This is a genomic window from Yersinia sp. 22-579, from assembly GCF_030433455.1.
GTDB lineage: Bacteria > Pseudomonadota > Gammaproteobacteria > Enterobacterales > Enterobacteriaceae > Yersinia > Yersinia enterocolitica.
On record NZ_JAUJTZ010000015.1, the window covers coordinates 23548 to 41312 of the forward strand.

Here is a 17765-nt window from a genome sequence, read left to right on the forward strand (position 1 = left end):
CATCAAGGCGTGAACTTACCATGACTCAGGATGAACTTAAAAAAGCAGTGGGCTGGGCAGCATTAGAATATGTCAAACCTGGCACTATCGTTGGGGTCGGTACTGGCTCAACTGCGGCACATTTTATCGATGCTCTCGCTTCCATTAAAGGCCAGATCGAAGGGGCCGTTTCCAGCTCTGATGCCTCTACCGCTAAACTGAAAAGTTATGGCATTCAGGTATTTGATTGCAACGAAGTCGACGAGCTGGATATTTATGTCGATGGTGCTGATGAAATTAACAGCCAAATGCAGATGATCAAAGGCGGCGGTGCGGCTCTGACCCGCGAGAAAATCATTGCGGCCATTGCTCGTAAATTTATCTGTATTGCCGATGCTTCCAAGCAGGTTGATGTGCTGGGTAAATTCCCGCTGCCGGTCGAAGTTATCCCGATGGCGCGTTCTTATGTGGCGCGTGAACTGGTGAAATTAGGCGGGTTACCTGAGTATCGCCAGAATGTTTTGACTGATAACGGCAATGTTATTTTGGATGTCCATAATCTGACTATTTTGGATGCCATTGCGCTTGAAAATAAAATTAATAATATTGCCGGTGTTGTCACTGTGGGGTTATTTGCCAACCGAGGTGCTGATGTTGCACTAATTGGCACTGCCGATGGTGTTAAAACCGTAGAACTTAAGTGATCAGCTAAGATGTATTCAGGATGAGGTTTGGTTGCTTCATCCTGATAATTTTTGCCTTTAAATATCTTTTCTTAAAATGGTTAAATTTGGTGATATATATCACATTTACTCATTTCATTTTCTTAACCTGCCATTAACTCACTTCCTGCCAGTTTTTTATTCCATAAATTAACATTTGCACTGTTTGTTATGCTGACAGCAAGGCAATCGTTTGTATTGCTGCCAGCGAAATATTTGTTATGTTGACTGGGTGCTGACCGGATTCATTCGATATCGGCAGCCACATCTGAAGTCTGAAAATAGGGTCGGGGACATGGCAAAAGTATCACTGGAGAAAGACAGAATTAAGTTTCTGTTAGTGGAAGGGGTGCACCAGAGCACGGTTGATAATCTGCGTGCAGCCGGTTATAGCAATATTGAATATCATAAAGGTGCCTTAGACACCGAATCACTGAAAGAATCTATTCGTGATGCCCACTTCATCGGGATTCGATCGCGCACGCATCTGTCCGAAGAAGTTTTTGCTGCAGCAGAAAAGTTGGTTGCAGTCGGTTGTTTCTGTATCGGTACCAATCAGGTTGATTTAAAAGCGGCGACTAAACGTGGTGTGCCGGTATTCAATGCACCTTTCTCCAATACCCGTTCGGTAGCCGAAATGGTACTGGGCGAGTTACTGCTGATGTTCCGCGGTATTCCATCCGCCAATGCCAAAGCGCACCGTGGCGAGTGGAACAAACTGGCAGTCGGTTCCTATGAAGCCCGTGGTAAAAAACTGGGTATAATCGGCTATGGTCATATCGGGACTCAGTTAGGTATTTTGGCTGAAAGTGTCGGCATGAAAGTGTTCTTCTACGATATTGAAAATAAACTGTCGTTGGGGAATGCGCAGCAGGTACGTCATCTGTCTGACTTGCTGAATATGAGTGATGTGATTAGCTTGCATGTGCCAGAAAACCACTCCACCAAAAATATGATTGGCCCTGAGCAGTTGGCTCTGATGAAACCGGGCGCGATGTTGATCAATGCCTCACGCGGGACGGTGGTTGATATCCCTGCACTCTGTGATGCGCTGGCTAGCAATCATCTGGCAGGGGCAGCAATCGACGTTTTCCCTGAAGAACCAGCCACCAATAAAGACCCGTTCAATTCACCATTGTGCGAGTTTGATAATGTGCTATTGACGCCGCACATTGGTGGTTCAACTCAGGAAGCGCAGGAAAATATCGGTGATGAAGTTGCCGGTAAACTGGCGAAGTATTCCGACAACGGCTCAACGCTGTCTGCGGTTAACTTCCCGGAAGTTTCTCTGCCAGCGCATGGTGATAACACTCGCCGTCTACTGCATATCCATGAGAACCGCCCAGGCATCCTGACCAGCATTAACAAAATCTTTGCTGAGCAGAACGTCAACATTGCCGCGCAGTACTTGCAAACCAGCGCTGATATTGGTTATGTCGTTATCGACGTTGAGACTGATGATGCGGAAAATGCAGAAAAAGCCTTGCAGGCAATGAAAGCGATTCCGGGAACTATTCGCTCGCGCCTATTGTACTGATATTTATTATATTGGTAGCGCGAATAGTAACCGACAACCCGGTATCTGCTGATGCCGGGTTTTTTGTTATTTTTTATATCGTTGCACAGGTTATCTCACCACCGCCATACCTTTGTCGGTGTCACAATCTCTGGTAACGGCACATCCCAATGTTCACTCGGTAAGTGCTCTACTTGCTGGCAATCATGAGCTAAACCAATAGGATAGGGGCCACCCTGCTGCCAGTTTTGTAGCGTACGGTCATAGAATCCTCCCCCCATACCTAAACGTTGTCCATCTTGATCAAACGCTACCAGCGGAGTTATCACGACATCCAGTCGTTTTAATGGCAAGACATCACGCACATCTAATTGAGGCTCCAGAATGTTCAGGCGATTACGAATGAGCTGGCTATCTGGACGATAGTGGAGGAACAACAAATGGCCGGGACAGAAAGGATGAAGTACCGGCAGATAAATCTGTTTTTTCTGCTGCCACAGTAATTCGATAACAGGAGCGGTATCTAACTCGCCATCGAAAGAGAGAAATAGTGCAATAGTATTGGCTTGCTGAATTTTGTCGTGGGAAGCGATTTGTCTGGCGGCGAGATTGGCGGATTGTTGTTGTTGCTTAGGAGTCAAAAGACGCCGACGCTCACGGATTTCACTGCGAATTTTTTGCCGCTCAAGGGCATATTGCGGATTTAGAGGCATGTTATACCCGTCATACTTCAAGTTGCATGTGCGTTGGCTACGTTCAATCACCCGAATCACTTATTTATGTAAGCTCATCGGGACTCACTCTCTTGCCGCCTTCCTGAAACTCGAATTATTTAGGGTATAAAAGATATGCAGCTGAGGTTAGTGAGAGGGAAACTGCCTGTATCAGAACGAATGTGATAACCGTAAATACGCGTTACACGATAAGAAAGGGATCTCCGAGATGCCGCCGCAGGCTGTAACCCTTGAACCCATGGTTCAAGGTGAACGCAGCGTCGCAACCTTAAGGCTTCTCGGCGGACCGAGCATGCGCACCGGTTACGGAGGCACTACATTCTGTTGGTATTAAATATCGGCTCAGGGGACTGACCCGCTGACGAACACCTCAGAGAAATTCTTTACTCACTGCTGAATCTATCATTCAACAGAGATTTATTCAAACTGTGCATCCTGACGTTCAGAGATGCGACCTTGTTCAAGCAATGCCTGTTCAATGGTCTGTTGTAACATCCGAATACGTTGCTCCATATTGGATGCATAGTCACGGGTTTTCAACCTTTCCTGAGCTAATTCGTGACATACGTTCAATGCCGCGATGAAAACTAACTGCTCAGTATTGGTGACTCTAGTGCGAACTTTCAGATCTTGCAACCGTTGGTTAAGATCTTCTGCGGCCATGTTCAACGCGTCTTGTTGTTCTGGCGGACAATTAACTCTTAACGAGCGACCAAAAATTTGAATATCTACTGGTTGTGCAGACATGCCACCTTCCTGACTAATTTCGCGCCAGCCCTGAAAACCAGAGGCAAAATGCTCGTAGCTGCAAAGCGGGCGTCACTATATATATCTCAATACCAAGATACAACCCCTTTATACCCGTCATACTTCAAGTTGCATATGTGTTGGCTGCTCTCGCTTGCCCGAATCATTGACTGGCGTCAACTCAGCGGGACTCTCCCAATTGCTGCCTTCCTGCATCTTGAAATCTATAGGATATAGTGCATTGCGTTTTCTGGTATAGCGACCTTTCTTGGTGGTAGCATAACACGAACTTATCCTGCCAACGATGACCAATACGCATGTCTATAGAGAATACATTACCAACTTACCAATCACTGGCCCTGGCATTGAACCAGCAAGCAGTGGCATTAACCCCTGCTGAAATGCATGGCCTGATCAGCGGCATGCTCTGCGGAGGCAGCAAAGACGATGGCTGGCGCGCAATGGTACATGACCTGACCAATGAGGGTGTTGCCTTCTCACAAGCCCTGGGTTTGCCGTTACAACAGTTACATGAAGCAACACAAGAAGCGCTGGAAAACGAAGGGTTTATGTTCCAGTTGCTGATTCCCGAAGGGGAAGAAGTGACTGTTTTTGACCGTGCTGATGCATTATCCGGCTGGGTAAACCATTTCCTGTTAGGGCTTGGAATGCTGCAACCGAAGTTGGCGCAAGTAAAAGACGAAGTGGGTGAGGCCATTGATGATTTACGGAATATCGCTCAGTTAGGGTATGACGAAGATGAAGATCAGGAGGAATTGGCTCAATCGCTGGAAGAAGTCATTGAGTATGTCCGTGTCGCGGCTATCTTGTGTCATATCGAATTTACCCAAGAAAAACCGACTGCACCAGAAATACGCAAGCCGACATTACACTAGACGAATCAGTGTTATGCGTTAAATGATAAAAATCGGATATTTCAGGAGAGTGTAATGACTCAGCAAGAATACCAGAACCGCCGTCAAGCGCTATTGGCGAAGATGGCTCCGGGCAGTGCTGCTATTATTTTTGCCGCACCAGAGGCCACGCGCAGCGCGGATTCCGAATATCCCTATCGGCAGAATAGCGATTTTAGCTATCTGACGGGCTTTAATGAGCCGCAAGCGGTGCTGATTCTGGTGAAAAGCGATGAGACTCACAACCACAGCGTGCTGTTTAACCGGGTGCGGGATTTAACCGCTGAAATCTGGTTTGGCCGCCGTTTAGGGCAAGAGGCCGCACCTGAGAAGTTGGGTGTTGATCGCGCATTACCTTTCGATGAAATCGACGAGCAACTCTATTTGCTGCTTAATCGCCTTGATGTGATTTATCACGCGCAGGGGCAATATGATTATGCAGATAAAATTGTTTTTGCTGCGCTGGAAAAGTTACGTAACGGTTTTCGTAAAAATCTACGCGCACCCGCAACGTTGACTGATTGGCGACCATGGCTGCATGAGATGCGTCTGTTTAAGTCAGAGGAAGAAATTGCTGTGCTGCGTCGAGCCGGTGAAATCAGCGCATTAGCCCATACCCGCGCGATGGAGAAATGCCGCCCAGGAATGTTCGAGTACCAACTGGAGGGGGAAATTCTGCATGAGTTTACCCGTCATGGTGCGCGTTATCCGGCCTATAACACCATCGTCGGCGCTGGTGAGAACGGCTGCATTCTGCATTACACCGAAAATGAGTGTGAACTGCGGGATGGTGAATTGGTGCTGATTGATGCGGGTTGTGAATATCAGGGCTATGCCGGTGATATTACGCGTACTTTCCCGGTTAATGGCAAATTCACCCCAGCGCAACGCGAGATTTATGACATTGTGTTGGCCTCCATCAACAAAGCACTGGAGCTATTCCGGCCAGGCACCAGTATCCGCGAAGTCACGGAGCAGGTCGTGCGGATTATGATCACCGGCTTGGTTGATTTGGGTATCCTGAAAGGAGATATCGAGCAGCTCATTGCTGAACAGGCACACAAGCCATTCTTTATGCACGGCCTGAGCCACTGGCTGGGGTTGGATGTGCATGATGTTGGTGATTATACCAACAGTGAGCGTGGTCGCATTCTTGAACCGGGTATGGTGCTGACTATTGAGCCGGGCTTATATATTGCGCCAGATGCCGATGTTCCGCCGCAATATCGTGGTATTGGTATTCGCATTGAAGATGACATCGTGATTACCACCGAGGGTAATGAAAATCTGACCGCCAGTGTGGTAAAAGATCCCGATGAGATTGAAGCCCTTATGGCAGCAGCGAGATAACTGATGAGCGTGATAATTGTCGGTGGCGGTATGGCCGGTGCAACATTGGCGCTGGCTATTTCATCCCTTACGCATGGAAAGATGCCGGTGGCGCTGGTTGAAGCGCAGCGTCCTGATAGCAGGCAGCATCCGGGTTTCGATGCCCGAGCCATTGCTTTGGCGCACGGCACCTGTCAGCAATTGGATAGTATTGGCCTCTGGTCGGCTCTGGCCGATTGTGCCACCGCCATAGAACATGTTCACGTCAGTGATAGTGGTCATTCCGGTTTTGTGAACCTTCGGGCGCAAGATTATCGGGTTCCGGCATTGGGTCAGGTCATCGAGTTGTTTGATGCGGGTAAGCGGCTATTTGCCTTATTGCAGAAAGCACCGGGAGTGACCCTACATTGCCCGGCCAAAATGGTTGATGTGGTTCGCACGGCTGAATCTGCCACGGTGACATTGGATAACGGCCAACAGCTTCACGCTAAACTGTTGGTGGCGGCGGATGGCTCTCATTCCGCATTGGCTCAGGCCTGTAACATTCAGTGGCAGCAGCAGGATTATCAACAGATTGCGGTGATCGCTAATGTCACGACTTCTGAGCTACCCAATGGGCGTGCTTTTGAACGCTTTACCCATCATGGGCCGTTGGCGCTGCTGCCGATGTCTCAGGGGCGCAGTTCGTTGGTGTGGTGTCATGCCAAAGAAGATAGAGCGCAGGTTGATAGCTGGGATGATGCCCGTTTTTTGGCGGAGTTACAGCGCGCTTTTGGCTGGCGTTTGGGGAAAATGCTCCATGCTGGCAAACGCCACAGTTACCCACTGCAATTGCTCACTGCCACGCGCCATGTTAGCCATCGTCTGGCATTAGTCGGTAATGCCGCCCAAACATTGCATCCGATTGCCGGTCAGGGGTTTAATCTCGGTCTGCGTGATGTGATGTCATTAGCAGAAACTATCGCGCGGGCGGGGAATGATCCCGGTGATTATAAGGTACTCAGTCAATATCAACTGCGGCGGGAACCGGATCAACAGGCAACCATTGGCATCACTGATGGGTTAATCCGCCTGTTTGCCAACCGTTATGGGCCGTTGGTGGTTGGCCGCAACCTTGCTTTGATGTCGATGGAACAGATACCTGCAATCCGTGATACTTTCGCGCGGCGTACGCTGGGATGGGTCGGTCGCTAGTTTTGCCCGCCATCTTTCACGTTGCTTCCTGCATCGAGAAATCTATCGGGTAAATAAAGTTTATATTTTCATGGGATATATCTCGGTATGCAATCATATGACGTGGTAATCGCTGGTGGCGGAATGGTCGGCCTGGCACTGGCTTGCGGGTTGCAAGGCAGCGGTCTGCGCATCGCCATTCTGGAACACCAGCCAGAACAAGAGCCGCTACCTGCGCCAGTGACCGGTGAGTTGGCGCTTCGGGTCTCGGCGATCAATGCAGCCAGTGAGCGCTTACTGCAAAAAATGGGTGTGTGGGAAAATATCTTGGCTCTACGCGCCAGCCCTTATAGTGGCATGGAAGTGTGGGACCAAGACAGTTTTGGCAAAATTGCTTTCCACGCCGATGAGTATGGTTTCAGCCATCTTGGACATATTATTGAAAATCAGGTCATTCAGCAGGCACTCTGGCAACGAGCAAGCCAATTGGCTGATGTCACCTTGCTGGCCCCCGCCAGTATCAAACAGGTGGCTTGGGGCGAAAGTGAAGCGTTCATTACCTTAACGGATGACCGGATGCTGAGTACCAAACTGGTGGTCGGGGCTGATGGGGCCAACTCTTGGTTACGCCAACATGCTGATATCCCACTGACATTTTGGGATTACGCCCATCACGCGCTGGTAGCCACTATTCGCACTGAAGAAGGCCATCAGGCCACGGCCAGACAGGTGTTTCATGGCGACGGCATTTTAGCATTCCTGCCATTTAGCGACCCGCATCTTAGCTCGATTGTTTGGTCAGTCTCACCTGAGCGTGCCGCTGAGTTAACCGCACTGCCCGCAGAGCAGTTTAACCGCGAGTTGGGAATGGCATTTGATATGCGACTGGGGCAATGCCAACTTGAAAGCGAGCGCCAAACCTTCCCACTGACCGGGCGATATGCGCGCAGTTTTGCCGCTCACCGGTTGGCTTTGGTCGGTGATGCTGCCCATACTGTGCATCCATTGGCCGGGCAGGGGGTGAATTTAGGCTTTATGGATGCTGCTGAATTGGTTTCAGAACTTCGGCGCTTGCAGCGTCAGGGCAAAGATATTGGCCAACACCTTTATTTACGCCGCTATGAACGTCGCCGTAAACACAGTGCTGCGGTGATGCTCGCCAGTATGCAGGGGTTTCGTGATTTATTTGCCGGAAATAATCCCGCTAAAAAACTGCTGCGTGATATTGGGTTAACGCTGGCTGATAACTTGCCGGGTATCAAACCACAGTTAGTGCGTCAGGCGATGGGGTTAAATGATTTGCCCGATTGGCTCGATGAATAATCCAAGGTATAAAACCCGCCTCAGTTGAAATAATCTAATTTCAGCCCACTTTTCGCATTAGTTTTTTTTATGCACAGCCAAAACCTGATAAGTCGATTCTGACAGGGTTTTGGTTGTTTCGTTATATAACATCGCTATTTTTACGGTTTAATTGTTAATTATGTGCCTCTGGGCGCATTTTTACAGTGGAAAACTCTGCACAATACCCCTGCCTTTTGTCGTCCTAACTCTGGTTATCGCCTATTTTAGCTTATGGTTACCTGATGAATTCAGTGATAACGTTGGGCAAAAGGTATCGTTTGCGTAGCGGTGTTCATGCCTATTTTTATTGGGGGATGAAGCCGGTATAAAACACTCATGACATGTTATATCCAAAGCAATTGGAGTTGTAGGTAGGCGGCAAGCGAATGAATTCCCGATGAGCTTACACCGGTAACTGATTCGGGTGAATGAACGTAGCCAACGCCCCTACGGCTTCAAGTGCGAAGGGTATATTGAGGGAGAGTAGATGGCTAAGCAGACCCCGCTGTATGACCAACACGTGGCGTGCGGTGCGCGCATGGTAGATTTTCATGGCTGGATGATGCCATTGCATTATGGTTCCCAAATCGACGAGCACCATATCGTGCGTCAGGATGCGGGTATGTTTGATGTCTCGCACATGACTATTGTCGACTTGCACGGCGCTCGTACCCGTGAATTCCTGCGTTATCTATTAGCTAATGATGTTGCCAAACTGACCCAACCGGGCAAAGCCCTTTACACCGCAATGCTGAATGCCTCCGGCGGTGTTATCGATGATTTGATTGTCTATTTCCTACGCGAAGACTATTTCCGTTTAGTGGTTAACTCCGCTACCCGCGAAAAAGATCTGAACTGGATCATTCAGCATGCTGAGCCGTATCAGGTTGATGTCACTGTACGTGATGATTTGGCGCTGGTAGCAGTGCAAGGCCCAACAGCACAACAGAAAGTCGCGACCTTACTCACTCCTGAGCAGCAACAAGCGATCGCAGGAATGAAGCCGTTCTTTGGTATTCAGGCTGATGATTTGTTTATCGCCACCACTGGCTATACCGGCGAGGCAGGTTACGAAATTGCGCTACCTAAAGAACGGGTTGTCGAATTTTGGCAACAGTTGTTGGCTGCCGGTGTGAAACCTGCTGGCCTTGGTGCACGTGACACTTTGCGCCTGGAAGCCGGTATGAATCTCTACGGCCAGGAAATGGACGAAGGCGTTTCGCCGCTTGCCGCCAATATGGGCTGGACAGTGGCCTGGTTGCCAGAAGACCGCCAGTTTATCGGCCGCGAAGCACTTGAGCAGCAACGTGCTAACGGAACTGAGCAATTGGTAGGCTTGATCATGACCGAAAAAGGTGTATTACGTAATGAGTTGCCGGTGCATTTTTCTGATGATTCGGGCAATCAGCATGTTGGCGTGATAACCAGCGGTTCATTCTCTCCTACACTGGGTTTTAGTATTGCGCTGGCCCGTGTCCCTGCGGGGATAGGTGAAAATGCAGTAGTGCAAATCCGCAACCGTGAAATGCCGGTGCGGGTCACAAAACCGGGCTTTGTGCGGGCGGGTAAACCGGTCGCGCTGTAATTATTTAGAGTATTCCGAATTCTACGAGCCACACCTTTTTGGCTCTACCCTTTTTAAGGAGCAGCAATGAGCAATGTACCAGCAGATTTGAAATATGCGTCATCTCATGAGTGGGTTCGTGCCGATGGTGATGGCGTGTACAGCGTCGGGATCACCGAGCATGCGCAAGAGCTACTGGGTGACATGGTGTTTGTTGATTTGCCTGAAGTGGGCAGTGAAGTTTCCGCTGGCAGCGATTGCGCTGTTGCCGAATCCGTTAAAGCTGCTTCTGACATTTATGCGCCAATCAGTGGTGAAATCATCGCTGTGAATGCTGAACTAGAAAGCTCCCCAGAGCTGGTGAACAGCGCGCCTTATACCGATGGCTGGCTATTTAGCATCAAAGCTTCTGATGAAAGTGAGTTAGATGGTTTGTTAGATGCCGAGGCCTATCAGGCGACTATCGACGAGTAGATGAACGTGGTCCCGTTTTTGGGAGCCAAACTGCTGACAAACCCCGATGACTTGATCTTTGGCGGTGAGGGCAGGCAGAAGAGTAAAGCGTCCGCGCCAGGGATGGCGCGGCTCGAGCCTCCAGGGATGGATTGACGGCGTCTTTACGATCTGCCTGTTCTCTCCGTAGCACGCACTTTGTCAACAACCCCGTCCCATGCCCTATTCAGGAATTTGTAGCACATGACTCAGAATCTCAGCCAGCTTGAACATAACGATGCTTTTATTCAGCGCCATATCGGCTCCTCTGCTGAACAACAGCAACAGATGTTGGCCGCTGTTGGCGCCAACTCGTTAAGTACATTGATCCAGCAGATTGTTCCGGCAGATATCCAATTGCCAAGCCCGCCTCCGGTGGGGGAAGCCGCCACAGAACATCAGGCGTTGGCAGAACTTAAAGGGATCGCCAGCCAGAATCAGCGCTATAAATCCTATATCGGCATGGGCTACAGCCCGGTTCTGACGCCGCCGGTTATTCTACGTAATATGCTGGAAAACCCCGGTTGGTACACGGCTTATACTCCGTATCAGCCAGAAGTTTCACAGGGTCGCCTTGAGGCATTACTGAATTTCCAGCAATTGACCCAAGACTTGACTGGCCTGGATCTGGCTTCTGCTTCTTTATTGGATGAAGCCACCGCAGCCGCAGAATCCATGGCGTTGGCGAAACGTGCCAGTAAACTCAAAGACGCCAATCGTTTCTTTGTCGCCGATGATGTCCATCCACAAACGCTGGATGTCGTTCTGACCCGCGCAGAAACCTTTGGTTTTGAAGTGATTGTTGACCGTGCAGAAAAAGTGCTGGAGTTAGAAGGCGTGTTCGGTGTGTTGCTGCAACAAGTCGGCACCACGGGCGAACTGCATGACTACTCAGCACTGCTGTCTGAGCTGAAAAAACGCAAAATCATTACCAGCGTTGCCGCTGATATTATGGCGTTAGTACTGCTAACCGCACCGGGTAAGCAGGGTGCTGATGTGGTATTTGGCTCTGCTCAGCGTTTTGGGGTAGCCATGGGTTACGGTGGCCCACATGCGGCATTCTTTGCTTGCCGCGACGAGTTTAAACGCTCAATGCCGGGTCGGATTATCGGGGTTTCTCGCGATGCTGCTGGTAACACCGCATTGCGTATGGCGATGCAAACTCGCGAGCAACATATCCGCCGCGAGAAAGCCAACTCCAATATCTGTACTTCTCAGGTTTTACTGGCCAATATCGCCAGCTTATATGCGGTTTATCATGGCCCACAAGGCTTGCAGCGTATCGCTGGCCGCATTCACCGCATGACTGATATTCTGGCTGCGGGCTTGCAACAAGCTGGTCTGACACTGCGTTTCGCACATTGGTTCGATACATTGACTGTCGAAGTGAAAGACAAAGCTGCTGTATTGGCCCGCGCATTGAGTTTTGGTATTAATCTGCGAACTGATATTCATGGCGCAGTAGGTATCACGCTGGATGAAACTACCTCGCGTGAAGATCTTCAAATTCTCTTCACCTTGTTAGTCGGTGATAACCACGGTCTCGATATTGACCAGCTTGATGCCAAAGTCAGCCAGAATAGCCAGTCGATTCAAACGGGCATGTTGCGCCAGGACCCCATTCTGACTCACCCGGTATTTAATCGTTACCACAGCGAAACCGAAATGATGCGTTATATGCATCGTTTGGAACGCAAAGATTTGGCACTGAATCAGGCGATGATCCCGCTGGGTTCTTGTACCATGAAGCTGAATGCCGCTGCCGAGATGATCCCGATAACCTGGCCGGAGTTCGCTGAATTGCACCCCTTCTGCCCGCCGGAACAAGCTGCCGGTTATCAGCAAATGATTGGTCAACTGTCACAATGGTTGGTGCAATTGACCGGTTATGATGCGGTTTGTATGCAGCCAAACTCTGGCGCGCAAGGCGAATATGCAGGGTTACTGGCGATTCGCCGTTACCATGAAAGCCGCAATCAGGCGAGCCGCCATATCTGTTTGATCCCAAGCTCGGCTCACGGCACCAACCCGGCATCGGCACAAATGGCCGGTATGTCAGTAGTGGTGGTGGCTTGTGATAAGCAAGGGAATATCGATTTGCACGACTTGCGCCAGAAGGCGGGTGAAGCTGGTGATGAACTCTCTTGTATTATGGTGACTTACCCGTCGACTCACGGCGTGTACGAAGAAACCATCCGTGAAGTTTGTCAGATTGTGCATCAGTTTGGTGGTCAGGTTTACCTCGATGGCGCAAACATGAATGCGCAGGTTGGAATAACCACACCGGGCTATATTGGCGCGGATGTTTCTCACCTGAACTTACATAAAACCTTCTGTATTCCACACGGCGGTGGTGGCCCAGGTATGGGGCCGATTGGTGTTAAAGCACATTTAGCACCGTTTGTTCCGGGCCACAGTGTGGTGCAAATTGATGGTATGACGACCCAACAGGGCGCGGTTTCGGCGGCCCCATTTGGTAGCGCGTCAATCTTGCCTATCAGCTGGATGTACATCCGTATGATGGGGGCTGATGGGCTGAAACAAGCCAGTCAGGTCGCGATTCTGAATGCCAACTACATTGCAACTCGCCTGAAAGAGGCCTATCCGGTGCTGTATACCGGCCATGATGGCCGTGTGGCGCACGAATGTATTTTAGATATTCGCCCACTGAAAGAAGCAACAGGTATCAGCGAGATGGATATCGCCAAGCGCTTAATCGACTTCGGCTTCCATGCGCCAACCATGTCCTTCCCGGTGGCGGGCACGCTGATGGTAGAACCGACTGAATCAGAAAGTAAAGTTGAGTTAGACCGCTTTATCGACGCCATGCTGGCTATTCGCGCGGAAATCGAGAAAGTGGCTCGTGGTGAATGGCCACTGGAAGACAACCCGTTGGTGAATGCGCCGCATACTCAAGCTGAGCTGGTCGGTGAGTGGCAGCATCCGTACAGCCGTGAGCTGGCGGTATTCCCGGTGGCAGGTGTGATGGAGAATAAATACTGGCCGAGCGTGAAACGTCTGGATGATGTGTACGGTGACCGTAATTTGTTCTGCTCATGCGTACCAATAAGCGACTACGAATAATTCTTGCAGTAAATGACAAAGGGGCCCGCAAGCGGCCCTGAAGTTAATGACAAAGTGCCTGTAGTGGTGAAAACAGGCAGATCGTAAAGACGCCGTAAACCCATCCCTGGGGGCTCGAGCCGCGCCATCCCTGGCGCGGACGTTTTACTCTTCTACCTGTCCTCACCTTGCAAGATCGAGTTATCGGGTTTGTCAGCAGTCTGAGGGTCGCGCAAGCGGCCCTTTTGCTGTTTATATCATGGCGATAATTGGTATCTACTCTTATCAATGACTACGCTTATTTTTCGTTATACAAATAGTGAGCGTGGTTATTTATGGTAAGTACTCAATTTATCGGTAGTTGGTCACTGGTATCGCAGCACTTTGTTTTACCCGATAACAGCATTCATTATCCGATGGGGCAGGGGATGTCTGGTCGGATTAATTATGAAAAACAAGGCACAATGGCTGCCCAACTGTACAGTAGCGGCAGAACAAAGTTTGCCTCTGAAGATTGGTTGCAAGGCAGTGATACTGAAATAAAAAATGCCTTTCTCAGTGCATTGACCTATTTTGGCCGATATGAAATTGATGAACAGCTTGCGACCGTCACACATATTGTTGAAGGCAGTTTATTTCCCAATTGGGTAGGAAGTCAGCAGGTTCGCTATTATCAATTTGAGGAAGACCGTTTGACACTGCGTACACCGCCGCTACAAATGAATAATTCGGTGCTGGTTGGGGTGTTAATTTGGCAAAAAATTCATGGTTGAGCAGGGGGCCGAGGGATGCATAAAAAAGTCGCGTTAGTGACAGGGGGCAGTCGTGGCATTGGCCGTGCCACGGCATTGCTATTAGCAAAGCACGGTTATCGGGTTGCGGTAAATTATATCAATGATGAACAAGCTGCCCGACAGGTGGTTGCAGAAATCGCTGCTGACGGTGGGTTAGCGGTGGCGTTACAAGCCGATATTGCTGATGAGCTACAAGTAGTTGCACTATTTGAAAAACTTGAAGCCCAGCTCGGACCGATCACTGCACTGGTCAATAATGCCGGCATTTTGTTTACCCAATCGGGTATCGAAGGGTTAACTGCTGAACGCATTAATCGGGTATTGAGCACCAATGTGACGGGTTACTTTTTATGTAGCCGCGAAGCTGTCAAGCGCATGGCATTGCGCCACGGTGGTAATGGCGGTGCGATTGTTAATGTCTCTTCTGCCGCAGCCCGTCTAGGCGCTCCCGGTGAATATCTCGATTATGCCGCCTCCAAAGGGGCAATTGATACACTCACCACCGGTTTATCATTGGAAGTGGCGGCAGAGGGCATCCGAGTGAATGGCGTTCGTCCGGGTTTAATCTATACCGATATACATGCCAGCGGCGGTGAGCCGGGGCGAGTTGATCGGGTAAAAAGCTTACTGCCAATGAAACGCGGCGGGCATCCACAAGAAGTGGCAGAGGCAATCGTCTGGTTGCTGTCAGACCATGCCTCTTATGTCACTGGCAGTGTATTGGATTTAGCCGGCGGGAAATAAGCGAGTATTCAGTTACTTCAGCCAACCTTTTTGCTGTGCCGCCTGCAACTGTGGCAGCAAATGCTGCCAAATCTCAGGATAGCATTCGGCAACCAATTGGTTACGCTCCAGTACCTGTTGTAGCTGAATACCATTTTCTATCCAACTTTGTCCCTCGGTATGCAGGTTAATCAGCATGGGCAGGATGCGATCCAGCACCGTCGCAAAACGCGCCTCGGCAGTTTCTTCCGCTTCATACTCATTCCACAGCGCAGTAAATTGTGCGCCTAATGCGGGTGGCAGTAGGCCAAATAAGCGCCTGGCGGCAGCGACCTCTTGCTCATGAATAGCGGCTCTGGCCGCCAAATCATAAACAATGACATCACCGGCATCGATTTCGACAATATCGTGCAGCAGCGCCATTTTTATCACGCGATTGATATCGACGTCTGGGCCAGCATAGGGAGCCAGACTCATTGCCGCTACGGCAAAATGCCAACTGTGCTCGGCTGAATTTTCCTGACGTAAGCTGGCAATTACTTTGGTGCGCCGCTGAATATCTTTTAGCTTATCGATTTCCATCAGAAACTGAATAGTCTCTGTCAGTGGGCCAAAATCTAAGACTGCTAATGACATAATAACCCTCTATTACCCTTCGTTTGGCATAGCAGCAGTGTTGCTGCTCCCAGTGGATTTGTCACCCTAATTTGAGCCACAGACACGGCGGGTTACATGTACTGACAGAATATTTAAGCGTACACGTGTACACTGGAATTATTCTCAGTTAATCTGTGCGCACTCTTTTTGTACAATTTTAGAATAACTATTGCGCTCATCGGATGAGATAACGATTCATTTTCAGGATAATTAGTATTGAAGAATAAATCAGCTGTACCTACGACCTCGGTCACTCCCACAGTAGCGACAACACCGTCTTATCCGTGGGCAGAAGAAATAGCCAATAGCATCAGTCATGGTATTGGCGTGGTGTTTGGCATTATTGGTTTGGTTTTGCTATTGGTGCAGGCGTTAGATAATGGAGCCGATACCAAGGCGTTAACCAGTTATAGTTTGTATGGCGGCAGTATTATTCTGCTGTTTTTAGCCTCGACGTTGTATCACGCCATCCCACATCGCAAGGCGAAACTCTGGCTACAGAAGTTTGACCATTGTGCCATTTACATCTTAATCGCTGGGACATATACACCATTTCTATTGGTGGGGTTGGACTCCCCGTTAGCCCGTGGCTTGATGGCGGTGATATGGGGGTTGGCACTGGTGGGCGTCATTTTCAAATTAGCCTTTGCACATCGCTTTGAAGTGTTGTCGTTGGTGACTTACCTGACGATGGGCTGGCTCTCATTGATTGTGATTTATCAACTGGCGGTGAAGCTTGAGATTGGCGGGTTAGCATTATTGGCGATTGGCGGCTTGTTATACACGTTGGGCGTGATTTTCTATGCCTCTAAGCGCATTCGCTTCGGCCACGCCATTTGGCACGGCTTTGTGTTGGGTGGCAGTGTTTGCCACTTTATGGCGATCTATTTGTATGTCTGATTAGGAGGCCGGATAACCGGCCTCAGCGTGTATTACTTATCTTCGGCCAATGAATAGGGCAGCGGTTGAATCGTAAGCACACTTTGCTCATCATCACGTACGCGCAGCACACTGTCTGCCGCCAAGTCATTATTCATCACCGCTTGAACCCACACCGTGCCATCATTGAGCGCAACGGCTGCCAATACGCTACCGGTACGACGCCAGTTTTCACCTAATTGCCACTCTAAATCTTCGCCGGCTGCTGGCACTCGGTTGGCGTGACCTGCCAACCAGTAGAGTGCGCGCTTGTTGGCACCACGGTATTTTGCTCTGGCGACCATTTCCTGCCCGGTATAACACCCCTTGCTGAAACTGATGCCATTCAACGCCTGAATGTTTGTTGCTTGCGGAATAAATTGCGCGCTGCTATCGGTATCAATGATAGGAAAACCTGCTTCGATATCCAGCGCCAGCCACTGTTTGCTGTTATTAAACTGCGCGCGATCAGCCAGTTTTTCCACTAACTGTTGCGCTTGCTCGGTATCGGTCACCAGCAGGAAGCGCTCGGCAGGCAGAGAGAAATGCAACAGTGTGCTATCACCTTGCTGTACTACCGGGTGCCCGACATTAGGTAACTCGGCGAAAACCTCCGCCAACGCAGCTTTTGCCTGCGCGCCCGTCACGCCGATTAAAACGGCATCAGGTTGTGCGGTAATCACCACTTTGGAGAACACCGCATATTTCTTTAGCTCGCTCAACTGGTTATCAAGCACACTACGGCGTTCGATAAAGGCTAATCCTTCGCCACGATAAAATAATCGCAGGTTGCTCCACATTTTCCCTTTGGCGTCACAGTGGGCACACAGCACATGCTGATCTGCGGGCAGTGCATCAATATCTGCCGTGACTTGCCCTTGCAGATATTTTACGCGGTCTGCGCCCGTTAACGTCACCAGCGCCCAGTCATCAAGAGAGATTAATGTTAGTGGCAGCTCAGAAGAGGCGACCAGTGGTTGTGCAGCAAATGGAGTGTTATTAGCCATGGTTTACCTAAAATAAATAGCACCTGCGGATAAGTGGTACCTATCAGCGCGGCACAGTGAACCGATGCTCCAATGGTAAAATAGCCGGG

16 protein-coding genes and 1 other RNA gene are annotated in these 17765 nt (G+C 49.7%); 12 read left to right on the forward strand and 5 right to left on the reverse strand.

What is annotated here, in order from left to right:
• The first annotated feature begins 20 nt into the window (after window positions 1-20).
• Entirely contained in the window at window positions 21-683 is a 663-nt protein-coding gene (gene rpiA / locus QSV56_RS17195) for a ribose-5-phosphate isomerase RpiA (protein ID WP_005163342.1), read from the forward strand.
• Between the two features lie 313 nt (window positions 684-996).
• Window positions 997-2238 (forward strand): phosphoglycerate dehydrogenase, encoded by a 1242-nt coding sequence (serA, locus tag QSV56_RS17200; protein WP_005163339.1) that lies wholly within the window; start codon window positions 997-999, stop codon window positions 2236-2238.
• 95 nt (window positions 2239-2333) lie between these two features.
• Here the strand turns inward: serA and QSV56_RS17205 are convergent, their stop codons facing one another.
• The 3 genes from QSV56_RS17205 to zapA form a co-directional block, all read right to left on the reverse strand.
• The gene (locus QSV56_RS17205) at window positions 2334-2930 is read right to left on the reverse strand and encodes a 5-formyltetrahydrofolate cyclo-ligase (protein ID WP_019082400.1); all 597 of its coding nucleotides are present in this window, start codon (window positions 2928-2930) and stop codon (window positions 2334-2336) included.
• Window positions 2931-3147: 217 nt separating this feature from the next.
• Window positions 3148-3331: non-coding RNA, 6S RNA (ssrS, locus tag QSV56_RS17210), on the reverse strand.
• 37 nt (window positions 3332-3368) lie between these two features.
• Window positions 3369-3698 (reverse strand): cell division protein ZapA, encoded by a 330-nt coding sequence (gene zapA / locus QSV56_RS17215; protein ID WP_004706812.1) that lies wholly within the window; start codon window positions 3696-3698, stop codon window positions 3369-3371.
• Between the two features lie 317 nt (window positions 3699-4015).
• Between zapA and QSV56_RS17220 the strand changes: the two genes are divergently transcribed.
• From QSV56_RS17220 to QSV56_RS17260, 9 genes are all read left to right on the forward strand, one after another.
• Entirely contained in the window at window positions 4016-4594 is a 579-nt protein-coding gene (locus tag QSV56_RS17220; protein ID WP_019078999.1) for a YecA family protein, read from the forward strand.
• A gap of 54 nt (window positions 4595-4648) precedes the next feature.
• Window positions 4649-5962, forward strand: a complete 1314-nt coding sequence (pepP, locus tag QSV56_RS17225) for a Xaa-Pro aminopeptidase (RefSeq protein WP_050160154.1) — start codon at window positions 4649-4651, stop codon at window positions 5960-5962.
• A gap of 3 nt (window positions 5963-5965) precedes the next feature.
• Window positions 5966-7135 (forward strand): 2-octaprenyl-6-methoxyphenyl hydroxylase, encoded by a 1170-nt coding sequence (gene ubiH, locus QSV56_RS17230; RefSeq protein WP_046050298.1) that lies wholly within the window; start codon window positions 5966-5968, stop codon window positions 7133-7135.
• An 87-nt stretch (window positions 7136-7222) separates the two neighbouring features.
• Window positions 7223-8437 (forward strand): FAD-dependent 2-octaprenylphenol hydroxylase, encoded by a 1215-nt coding sequence (gene ubiI / locus QSV56_RS17235; protein WP_019078996.1) that lies wholly within the window; start codon window positions 7223-7225, stop codon window positions 8435-8437.
• A 508-nt stretch (window positions 8438-8945) separates the two neighbouring features.
• Complete coding sequence (gene gcvT / locus QSV56_RS17240; RefSeq protein ID WP_019078995.1) at window positions 8946-10043, forward strand: glycine cleavage system aminomethyltransferase GcvT; 1098 nt, start codon at window positions 8946-8948, stop codon at window positions 10041-10043.
• 66 nt (window positions 10044-10109) lie between these two features.
• On the forward strand, window positions 10110-10496 hold the full coding sequence (gene gcvH, locus QSV56_RS17245; RefSeq protein ID WP_019082402.1) for a glycine cleavage system protein GcvH: 387 nt from the start codon (window positions 10110-10112) through the stop codon (window positions 10494-10496).
• Window positions 10497-10718: 222 nt separating this feature from the next.
• Window positions 10719-13598, forward strand: coding sequence for an aminomethyl-transferring glycine dehydrogenase (gcvP, locus tag QSV56_RS17250; RefSeq protein WP_061111342.1), 2880 nt, complete (start codon window positions 10719-10721; stop codon window positions 13596-13598).
• Between the two features lie 314 nt (window positions 13599-13912).
• Complete coding sequence (locus QSV56_RS17255) at window positions 13913-14350, forward strand: lipocalin-like domain-containing protein (protein ID WP_019082405.1); 438 nt, start codon at window positions 13913-13915, stop codon at window positions 14348-14350.
• A 15-nt stretch (window positions 14351-14365) separates the two neighbouring features.
• A complete protein-coding gene (locus tag QSV56_RS17260) occupies window positions 14366-15115 on the forward strand; it encodes an SDR family oxidoreductase (RefSeq protein WP_019078990.1) in 750 nt (249 codons plus the stop codon).
• A gap of 12 nt (window positions 15116-15127) precedes the next feature.
• Here the strand turns inward: QSV56_RS17260 and QSV56_RS17265 are convergent, their stop codons facing one another.
• Window positions 15128-15730 (reverse strand): HD family hydrolase, encoded by a 603-nt coding sequence (locus tag QSV56_RS17265; RefSeq protein WP_011817027.1) that lies wholly within the window; start codon window positions 15728-15730, stop codon window positions 15128-15130.
• 237 nt (window positions 15731-15967) lie between these two features.
• On the opposite strand from QSV56_RS17265, the gene QSV56_RS17270 reads away from it, so the two are divergent.
• On the forward strand, window positions 15968-16651 hold the full coding sequence (locus tag QSV56_RS17270; RefSeq protein WP_019082407.1) for a hemolysin III family protein: 684 nt from the start codon (window positions 15968-15970) through the stop codon (window positions 16649-16651).
• Between the two features lie 32 nt (window positions 16652-16683).
• Here QSV56_RS17270 and ygfZ read toward each other — a convergent pair whose 3' ends face one another.
• Window positions 16684-17676: a tRNA-modifying protein YgfZ gene (gene ygfZ, locus QSV56_RS17275; RefSeq protein ID WP_046694579.1), complete on the reverse strand. Its 993-nt coding sequence runs from the start codon at window positions 17674-17676 to the stop codon at window positions 16684-16686.
• Between the last annotated feature and the right edge of the window lie 89 nt (window positions 17677-17765).

Coding starts and splice junctions, on each gene's coding strand:
- rpiA (WP_005163342.1), top strand. CDS start 21: ATGACTCAGGATGAACTTAAAAAAGCAGTGGGCTGGGCAGCATTAGAA.
- serA (WP_005163339.1), top strand. CDS start 997: ATGGCAAAAGTATCACTGGAGAAAGACAGAATTAAGTTTCTGTTAGTG.
- QSV56_RS17205 (WP_019082400.1), bottom strand. CDS start 2,930: ATGCCTCTAAATCCGCAATATGCCCTTGAGCGGCAAAAAATTCGCAGT.
- zapA (WP_004706812.1), bottom strand. CDS start 3,698: ATGTCTGCACAACCAGTAGATATTCAAATTTTTGGTCGCTCGTTAAGA.
- QSV56_RS17220 (WP_019078999.1), top strand. CDS start 4,016: ATGTCTATAGAGAATACATTACCAACTTACCAATCACTGGCCCTGGCA.
- pepP (WP_050160154.1), top strand. CDS start 4,649: ATGACTCAGCAAGAATACCAGAACCGCCGTCAAGCGCTATTGGCGAAG.
- ubiH (WP_046050298.1), top strand. CDS start 5,966: ATGAGCGTGATAATTGTCGGTGGCGGTATGGCCGGTGCAACATTGGCG.
- ubiI (WP_019078996.1), top strand. CDS start 7,223: ATGCAATCATATGACGTGGTAATCGCTGGTGGCGGAATGGTCGGCCTG.
- gcvT (WP_019078995.1), top strand. CDS start 8,946: ATGGCTAAGCAGACCCCGCTGTATGACCAACACGTGGCGTGCGGTGCG.
- gcvH (WP_019082402.1), top strand. CDS start 10,110: ATGAGCAATGTACCAGCAGATTTGAAATATGCGTCATCTCATGAGTGG.
- gcvP (WP_061111342.1), top strand. CDS start 10,719: ATGACTCAGAATCTCAGCCAGCTTGAACATAACGATGCTTTTATTCAG.
- QSV56_RS17255 (WP_019082405.1), top strand. CDS start 13,913: ATGGTAAGTACTCAATTTATCGGTAGTTGGTCACTGGTATCGCAGCAC.
- QSV56_RS17260 (WP_019078990.1), top strand. CDS start 14,366: ATGCATAAAAAAGTCGCGTTAGTGACAGGGGGCAGTCGTGGCATTGGC.
- QSV56_RS17265 (WP_011817027.1), bottom strand. CDS start 15,730: ATGTCATTAGCAGTCTTAGATTTTGGCCCACTGACAGAGACTATTCAG.
- ygfZ (WP_046694579.1), bottom strand. CDS start 17,676: ATGGCTAATAACACTCCATTTGCTGCACAACCACTGGTCGCCTCTTCT.